This is a genomic window from Lysinibacillus sp. (assembly GCF_032093475.1).
Taxonomy (GTDB): Bacteria; Bacillota; Bacilli; order Bacillales_A; family Planococcaceae; genus Lysinibacillus; species Lysinibacillus irui.
The window spans coordinates 1-9,156 of the sequence record NZ_DAMDAY010000141.1 but is presented as its reverse complement, the minus strand read 5'-3'; the positions used below and the strand labels follow the sequence as shown (position 1 = coordinate 9,156).

The following is a 9,156-nucleotide window of genomic DNA, read 5'->3' as shown; positions in this document are numbered from 1 at the left end:
TCCAAAAAGCGGGAGAACCGCTCCAACAAGGATGCAAGGTGATCCAAAAAGCGAGAGAACCGCTCCCAATTCGATAGAAAGTGCTCCATAAAGAGGGGAAAGCGCTCCAACTAGAGTAAAAGGTGATCCAAAAAGCGGGAGAACCGCTCCAACAAGGATGCAAGGTGATCCAAAAAGCGAGGAAACCGCTCCATCTAGAGTAAAAGGTGATCCAAAAAGCGGGAGAACCGCTCCAAAATAGATGGAAAGCGCTCCACAATGAGAGGAAACCGCTCCAACTAGAGTGAAAGGTGATCCAAAAAACGGGGAAACCGCTCCAAATAAGATGCAAGGTGATCCAAACCGCGGGGAAAGCGCTCTAAAATGTAGGGAAACCACTCCAAATTGAGTAGCACGAAGTAACTAGCTTCTGAACAACGAATTAATCTACAATTCCTTTTAATAATTCCAACCTGAGTCACTTCACCAACATAAAGAAAAGTGAATAATCAAAGCATTGCACCCATACATTTTAGAAGAATCATAGCGGAAAGAGGTGAACGTTTGGAGAATTTGCCACCAGGTTATTTTCAGGTGCCACAGCCTGTTAGGAGTGATGGAGCAGGAGGGATGGATAAGGGGCCACGAGATATTATGCGGGATTTAGAAAATCCTGATATGCTGGTACCGCCAACGACTGATGCGGGGTTGATTCCTAATTTGCGCTTTTCGTTTTCGGATACGCATATGACCTTAAATCAGGGGGGATGGTCTCGGGAAATTACGGTTCGTGAATTGCCGATTGCTACGACATTAGCGGGTGTTAATATGAGTTTGACACCTGGAGGCGTGCGTGAGCTGCATTGGCATCAGCAGGCAGAATGGTCTTATATGCTCCTTGGTTATGCACGCATTACCGCAGTCGATCAAAATGGCTGTAACTTTATTGCTGATGTGGGACCAGGTGATTTATGGTATTTCCCGCCAGGAATCCCTCATTCTATTCAGGGACTAGAGGGCGGTTGTGAATTTTTATTAGTGTTTGATGATGGGAATTTCTCCGATCTCAATACACTCTCGATTTCGGATTGGTTTGCCCATACGCCAAAAGAAGTATTGTCGGCTAATTTTGGTGTTCCTCTGAGTGCCTTCCAACATATTCCGAACGAACAAGTGTATATATATCAAGATAAGGTTCCAGGACCCATAGATTCACAAAAAGTACAATCTCCCTATGGCAAGGTTCCACAATCTTTTAAACATCGTTTGTTAGCCCAGCCTCCATTGAAAACACCGGGAGGCAGTGTGCGCATAGTTGATTCGACTAATTTTCCCATTTCAAAAAATATTGCGGCTGCACTGGTAGAAATTGAGCCTGGTGCGATGAGGGAATTACATTGGCATCCTAATAACGATGAATGGCAATATTACTTACAAGGAAAAGGACGGATGACTGTTTTTACAGGGAATGGTACAGCTCGAACATTCGATTATCGAGCGGGAGATGTTGGGTATGTTCCGTTTGCTACGGGTCATTATATTGAAAATACAGGCACAGAACCATTATGGTTTTTAGAAATGTTTAAAAGTGACCGGTTCCAGGATGTATCCTTAAATCAATGGATGGCTCTCACGCCAACTGAATTGGTGCAAAGTAATTTACGGGTCGGCCCTGAGTTGTTACATGCCTTAAGAAAGGAAAAATGGCCGGTGGTGAAATATCCTGGTTTTTCCTATTATCCGAAATAGCAAAGCAGGTGAAAAAAATTCTCACCTGCTTTTTGATTAATATTGATATTTTGTGCGTGTTAACAGCAAAATGGCGATAGCGGGCACTGTACATATGAGCATGGCTGCGAAGGATAGTCCAGGCGATAGTTCATATAAATAGCCTCCTAAAAACGTCAGGATGGCCGTACTTAAGCCCATGGCTAATGCAGAGTATAGACCCTGTGCATTTGGAATTTGTTCCTTTGGTAAGGTTTGTGTTAGATAACGAATAAATGCATAATGCGCTAAAGCAAAAGATAATGCATGCAAGGTTTGTGAGGCAATAAATACCCATACATTTGGGAACATAAAGATGAGTAACCAACGTAGGGAAGAACCGCTTGCTGCTAAAAGTAATAAAGACGAAGAGCGCCACTTTGTCAAAAACGTATCAGCTTTCATAAAATAGAGGATTTCGCAAATAACAGCAATGTTAATAATCATCCCCATATAAAATGGGTCTACATGTAAATCCTCTAAATAAATATAGCCATAGCTATAATAGGAGGCATGGGCGCCCTGTAGCAAAATAACGATGAATAATACTACAGGGAAGCCTTTGATACTCCATAACATTTTCATTGATAAAGATTTTGCGCGTTGATCTTTTGTTGGCACAACGAGTAATTCCTTTGGTGTTGCTAATTGCTGCATGAGCAACATGCCAATAAGACCAATAATCATGCTCCAAAAGATCACGTTTTTACCGAAAACCCCAGTCAGCATACTAATGATCAATACAGCAATGACAAAACCAAAGGAACCGTAGGAGCGGCTTTTGCCATAGTGAATATTGCCGTGCTGGACAAGTGTTGCTGCACTACTTTCGACAGCAGGTAACAGTGCCGGATAAAAAATACTAAATAAAATCGTCACGATTAATAATGCCATAAATCCTGTACTTGGTATGTAGAGTATTGCCGTCAGAAGAGCTCCTACTGCTAATATCGTAATGAGTCGTTTGTTGTTTACATATTTTGCAAGTGTTGGGAAGAAGAAAAGATTGGATGTTGCACGAGCAAGTAGACCACAGCCCATGACTACACTCGCCTGTGATACTGTCAGATGTTTTGCATCAACAAGCCATCCTGTCCAATAGGGTAAGAAAATGCCCCAAGTAATGAAAAATGTAAAGAAATTTTGAGAAAGCCATCGTTGATTGTTCATATATTTACCGTACCTCCATTAACTATGTTGAATAATAGCACGTTCACCGCTACAATAATGTGAGATATCTCATATTTTTTATAGGAGAGAGTAAAAAAATGCATATACTAACAGCTGAAGCGCGGAACCATTATCTTGAAAACTATCCGATCAATGATTTTTTCTCATTTGAAATTGATCCCTATCTGGAAGTCTGTCAATTTGACAAAGGAGAATGGATTTTTCAGGAGGGCTCCTTTCCAGATACATTGTATTACATGATCGAAGGAAAGGCGAAGCTCTATATGACGCATAAAAACGGCAAGGTTTCACTTATTGAATATTTGGAAGCACCACGTTTTATGGGGGAAATTGAATTACTAAATGAGGCAAGGTATACGAAGGGGATCCAAACCGTAACAAAAACCATTTGTTATTCGATTACACAGTCGTGTAAGGAAAAGTTACTCGCGGATGCTTTATTTTTACGCAGACTTTGTGTGTTTTTAGGGGAAAAAGCCACAAAAATGACGTCTAAATATACACAAAATCAGGCATATCCCTTTGAAAATCGTTTAGCAGCCTTTATCCAATTATCTGCCGACCAAGGTGTCTATAAGGAGAAACATACGGAAATCTGTGAGTATTTAGGGGTTTCCTATCGCCATTTATTATATGTATTGGCACAGTTTTGCGAAGAGAAAATTCTAGAAAAGAGCAAGACAGGTTACCATATAATTGATGAGGAGCGCCTTGCACAGCTAGCACAGGAAATTCAATAGTATGATGAAAATTGTTGATCATTCTTTAAAAAGTCGTGCTTAGAAAGAGGAGTAAAGCGATCTATAATTGAAGGGAAACGCTTAAAATGAGGAGTAAGATAATCTTTAGCCAGAGAAAACGCTCGCACATAATTTTCATTAATGTGCTCAACCTAAACAGTCCGACACAATGATTATTTAGACTTCACACATAGAAGTCTGGACATGGCTTGTTGTATTCACTTTTTTTAATGAGCCAGCGTGCGATTTCCTTGCCACTATGGTAAAAGTCAACCTCATGCACCTTGTTTTTTTGGATGGAAATGTTTAATGTATCTACCATAACGTCAAAAGGTAAAACGCCGATACATAAATGTTGATTAGGTACAAACTTTTCATCCTTACTACCAGTTTGCAATGCTTCATCGTTCATTAAATGTTGTGTCATATGGAATGCAAGTAGTTCTCCTTGTGCCAATGTTGTGCTTGGTGAGTAACCAATACTTTTCATTCAACATGCCCCCTTTTGTCGTTACATTTATTGTACAAGACTCATTGGGAAAATAGCCGTCATTTACAAGGCTTTTACAATAACTTTAAGGTTCATGGAATAATTAGTAATTTGTAACCGTATTCATACCATTATGGGATAAAAACCATAGAAAACTGATATAAATTCTTTTAAAAAAACTCATACTCAAACTATTGTGAATTTTTCTAACACAAAGTATTATTGAAGTTAGATTTAACGTGAAAGTTTTCACAAAGTCACGTAATCGTTAGGAGGAATTTTGATGAGTGCAATTCGAGTAGGTATTGTAGGATATGGAAATTTAGGACGTGGTGTGGAGTATGCCATTTCACAAAATCCAGATATGGAATTAGTAGCGGTGTTCACACGCCGTGATCCTTCAACGGTAAACGTAGCAAGCAATGCTAGCGTATACTTAGTAGATGACGCTGAAAAATTCCAAAACGACATTGATGTTATGATTTTATGTGGTGGTTCTGCAACGGATTTACCAGAGCAAGGTCCTCACTTTGCACAATGGTTTAATACAATCGATAGCTTTGATACACATGCGAAAATTCCTGAATTTTTTGATGCTGTAGACGCTGCTGCACAAAAATCTGGTAAAGTATCGGTTATCTCAGTTGGCTGGGACCCAGGTTTATTCTCATTAAATCGCCTATTAGGGGAATCCGTTTTACCGGTTGGTACAACATACACATTCTGGGGAGATGGTCTAAGTCAAGGTCACTCAGATGCTGTTCGTCGTATCGAAGGTGTTAAAAATGCGGTTCAATACACTTTACCAATTAAAGAAGCTGTAGAACGTGTACGTAATGGGGAAAACCCTGAACTCACAACTCGTGAAAAGCACGCACGCGAATGTTGGGTTGTGTTAGAAGAGGGGGCAGATGCAGCAAAAGTGGAACAAGAAATTGTCACAATGCCTAACTATTTCGATGAATATAACACAACAGTTAACTTTATTTCTGAAGAAGAATTTAAAGCAAACCATACAGGTATGCCACATGGTGGTTTTGTCATTCGCAGTGGTGACAGTGGTGCAAACGACAAACAAATTCTTGAATTCTCATTAAAACTTGAAAGTAATCCAAACTTCACGTCAAGTGTATTAGTAGCTTATGCGCGTGCTGCACATCGTCTTAGCCAAGCAGGTGAAAAAGGCGCGAAAACAGTATTTGATATCCCATTCGGTCTACTTTCACCAAAATCAGCTGCAGATTTACGTAAAGAATTACTATAATCATAACGGCAGTTTCCCGGTTATCATTGATATGATAATCGGGATTTTTTATTTTAAGCCATTATTTCTCTAAAAATATGGTAAACTGTCAATAATTTAAAAATCTGAATTTTCGAGAAGATTTTAGTAACCTTACAAAGTATGGAGGTTATTTAACGTGACAACAGATATTATTATTCAATCCAAATGTATAGCTCCAAGCCCGTCTAATCATTGCATTAATAGAGCAGCACTGATGAAAACACTAAAACAAAGTCATCAGCATTCTTGCACAATTCTTCATAGTGGTGCAGGGTATGGTAAAACGACCACCCTTACTCAATTCCTTCATAACGAAACTAGTAAATTTTCTTGGTATAGTGTCTCCGATGAAGATGATAATCTATTACCTTTCTTAAGGCACCTTTTTTTTAGTATACAGCGAGTAGTACCGAATTTTGGGCATTCATTTGCTGCGTGGAACCAATTATCTCGCTTTCCAAAAATGGAGGAAATTAATCGCTGGTACAAACTTTTTGTGAACTGCTTATGTGATATGGATGAGCCTCTACTAATTGTTATTGATGATTTTCATCATGTAGATCATGTTTTTCACATTAATTATATAATGGAAAAAATGATTGAATTTGCGCCGCCCACGGTTCGTTTTATTATTGCTTCTAGAACATTACCTAATTGGGATATTACAAGGAAATTAAAGCTGCAAAAAAAATTGCTCATCATCAAAGAGGAAGAACTTGCATTTTCAACCGAGGAAATTGCCGTTTTTTTTGAAGAATATGTGGATGTGCATTTAACAGCTACTGAAATGGAGAAGGTGCTAGAGATTACCGAAGGCTGGGCTATTAGTATTTCTTTATTAGCTGAGCAATGGCACCATGCGTCTTTAGAACATTGGTTAACAATTTCAACAAACGACCTTTTCACATATTTGTCCGAGGAAGTGTATAGTACGATGACTTCGACTGAGCAGGAGATGATTTTGAAGTTGGCGATTTTTCCTACCTTTTCAGTGGAGCTATTGAAGCAATTTTATGGCCTTGACACTGCACAAATGCTACATCCATTAACACAGCGCCATTTATTTATTCAACCAGTAACAACTGATGGTTTATATCGGTTCCATGCATTGTTTAGCCGATTTTTAGAAATGAAGTGGAGACAATTTCCAAGCCAGTATAAAGCGCTACATAAACAAGCTGCTTTGTATTATGTGGAGCATCATAATATTCAGGCTGTCCTCTATCATGCCTTTAAAACAAATGACCATGATTTTTGTGGGGAGCTATTACAGCAACATGCAGAACCATTAGTACGTGCTGGTCAGTTTGAATGGTTGTTGGAAAAAATCAATCGGTTTACAGCACAGGAAAAAAACAATTTTTATAAGCTATATTATTTTGAAGGTGAATGTCATCGCTATCGTGCTTTTTATGAAAAAGCAAAGCAATCATATGAGAAATGCGCAGAAATTGCCGAGCAACAGCAGGATCATTTATTTATGACCAAGTCCCAAGCAGGCTTAGCGCATATATATTTAGACACCATTCAACCTGCCTTAGCGGAGCCCTATTTAGAACGGGCATTAGAGCTAGCTCAACATACACCATTATTAAAAGAGGAATTATTAGAACTACAACGACAATACGCAGAAAATCTAGTGAATTTAGGAAAGGCGAAAGGTGCTCAACTTTTTATCGAGGATGTGGCATTGCCTGAGGATGTCGTTCAACGAGCCAATGTTGATGTACGTGTTTTATTACGTACAGGACAATTACAAGAGGCGAAGGAATTATTAACGCAACGGCTTGAATTACCACCCCAGCTTGTGGCGACACATCGTGAAAGTGAACTACTTGCATCTTTTGTCTATGCATTGTTAGGCCAAGGGAAGGATGCTTGGTATGCTGCACAGCACGGCATTCGGCGGGGGTTAAGAGAAAAGTCCATATTCATTGAGGCTGTTGGCTATATCAGAAAGGCGCATGCATTGCTGTTAATGGATTATCCTGATCATCAAGGTGCATGTAAGGCCTATGAAAAAGCCTTATCTTTAATGAATACGATCAATATCTCACGGGTTAAAGCTGAGCCTTATATGGGGTTAGCCATTGTCAAACATACGTTAGGGGATATGGTCGCAGCGAAAAAATACTTAGCGCTTGGTTTACAGGAAACAGAGCAGGTACAAGATGCATGGATGACGGCCCTTATTCTTATAGCAGAAGTGAAAATCATTCTTTCTGAGCAAGAAACAGAACGAGCAAAGCAATTATTAAAAAAAGCTCAGCATTTATTTCACGAATGCGGTGATCGTAATGGCTTGATGCATGTTTTGTTTTATCAAGCAGTCATTGCTTTTCAAGAACAGAATGTCGAGCAATTTCAACCATATTTTCAACAATTTGCGCAATTATGTTTGGCAAATAGCTATGAATATTTTTTGCAAAAGAAGATGATTCTTGGTCCAAGTAATCGCATGATTTTCTACGAACTATTGCAATTTAGTCAAAATGGTGAGGAGGAACATCCAGCCATTCAAGCATTACGACATTATTTTCAAGTGGAGGGTAGCATCAGTTATCCGCATGATGAAGTTCAAATCAAACTTTTTGGGAGTTTAAGTTTAATTAGAGGGCAACGAAAGCTGGAAGATAAAGAATGGCAACGCGATAAATCAAAGGAATTATTTGTCTATCTGTATTGTCACCGTCATCGCTTTACACCAAAGGAGGAAATTGCCCAGGCATTATGGCCTGAACGCAGTATCGAGTCCTTAGACCGAGATTTTAAGGTAGTGTTAAATACATTATTAAAAGTGTTGGAACCACAGCGGAATGCAAGACAGGATAGTTTTTTTATTCAGCGAAAAAATAGTATGTATCAGCTACAGCATATCTCTTTTCTCCACATTGATGTGGAGCGGTTCCTCTATTATTACCAGTTAGGTATGGAGGAATTTGATCCAGAGCTGTCCAATGAATGGCTACAATTAGCAGAAGCGAGTTATACGGATACCTTGTACGCTGAAAAAAAGCAAATTGACTGGCTTGCCCAGGATCGCGAAAAGCTACAATTTTTATATATTGAAGTGCTTGAACGGTTAGCACAAAATGCAACGCGACAACAGCAATTTAAAAAAGCTATCAACTACGCAGAGAAGATTCTACGAGAGGATGCCCTTTGGGAGGAAGGGTATCGCTTGCTCATGTACAGTCACTATCAACTGCAAAATCGTTCCCTTGCATTAAAATGGTATGAAAAATGTGTCCATCAATTGCAGCAAGAATTAAACACAACGCCGATGGAATCCACCATGGCTGTCTATGATTTGATTATGGGGTAGCCAGATGGGTCGAAGACGGGAGCAATCCTACACTATCTCTTAATGGTAGGAGCAAAGTAAGCTAAAAATAAGCAAAACCGCTCGAAGGTAAGGAGAAGTCGCTCCTAAATAGGGTGAGCCGCTCCAAAGTAGGTAGAAGTTGCTCATAAATAGGGTGGAACCGCTCGAAAGTAAGGAGAAGTCGCTCATAAATAGGGTGAAACCGCTCGAAGGTAAGGAGAAGTCGCTCCTAAATAGGGTGAGCCGCTCCAAAGTAGGTAGAAGTTGCTCATAAATAGGGTGGAACCGCTCGAAAGTAAGGAGAAGTCGCTCATAAATAGGGTGAAACCGCTCGAAGGTAAGGAGAAGTCGCTCCTAAATAGGGTGAGCCGCTCCAAAG

Annotated in this window: 6 protein-coding genes; 4 read left to right on the top strand and 2 right to left on the bottom strand. The window is 39.6% G+C overall.

Annotated elements, in window-relative coordinates:
• The first annotated feature begins 543 nt into the window (after window positions 1-543).
• Window positions 544-1,728: an oxalate decarboxylase family bicupin gene (locus RT445_RS20905; protein ID WP_313471481.1), complete on the top strand. Its 1,185-nt coding sequence runs from the start codon at window positions 544-546 to the stop codon at window positions 1,726-1,728.
• Between the two features lie 36 nt (window positions 1,729-1,764).
• Here the strand turns inward: RT445_RS20905 and RT445_RS20900 are convergent, their stop codons facing one another.
• Entirely contained in the window at window positions 1,765-2,916 is a 1,152-nt protein-coding gene (locus tag RT445_RS20900) for an MFS transporter (protein ID WP_313471480.1), read from the bottom strand.
• A 98-nt stretch (window positions 2,917-3,014) separates the two neighbouring features.
• Here RT445_RS20900 and yeiL point away from each other — a divergent pair, with 98 nt between their 5' ends.
• On the top strand, window positions 3,015-3,677 hold the full coding sequence (gene yeiL, locus RT445_RS20895) for a transcriptional regulator YeiL (RefSeq protein ID WP_274793223.1): 663 nt from the start codon (window positions 3,015-3,017) through the stop codon (window positions 3,675-3,677).
• Window positions 3,678-3,861: 184 nt separating this feature from the next.
• Here yeiL and RT445_RS20890 read toward each other — a convergent pair whose 3' ends face one another.
• On the bottom strand, window positions 3,862-4,167 hold the full coding sequence (locus RT445_RS20890) for a hypothetical protein (RefSeq protein ID WP_312506698.1): 306 nt from the start codon (window positions 4,165-4,167) through the stop codon (window positions 3,862-3,864).
• Between the two features lie 283 nt (window positions 4,168-4,450).
• On the opposite strand from RT445_RS20890, the gene RT445_RS20885 reads away from it, so the two are divergent.
• The gene (locus RT445_RS20885; RefSeq protein ID WP_274793221.1) at window positions 4,451-5,431 is read left to right on the top strand and encodes a diaminopimelate dehydrogenase; all 981 of its coding nucleotides are present in this window, start codon (window positions 4,451-4,453) and stop codon (window positions 5,429-5,431) included.
• Between the two features lie 157 nt (window positions 5,432-5,588).
• Window positions 5,589-8,777 (top strand): BTAD domain-containing putative transcriptional regulator, encoded by a 3,189-nt coding sequence (locus RT445_RS20880; protein WP_312506697.1) that lies wholly within the window; start codon window positions 5,589-5,591, stop codon window positions 8,775-8,777.
• The last annotated feature ends 379 nt before the right edge of the window (window positions 8,778-9,156 follow it).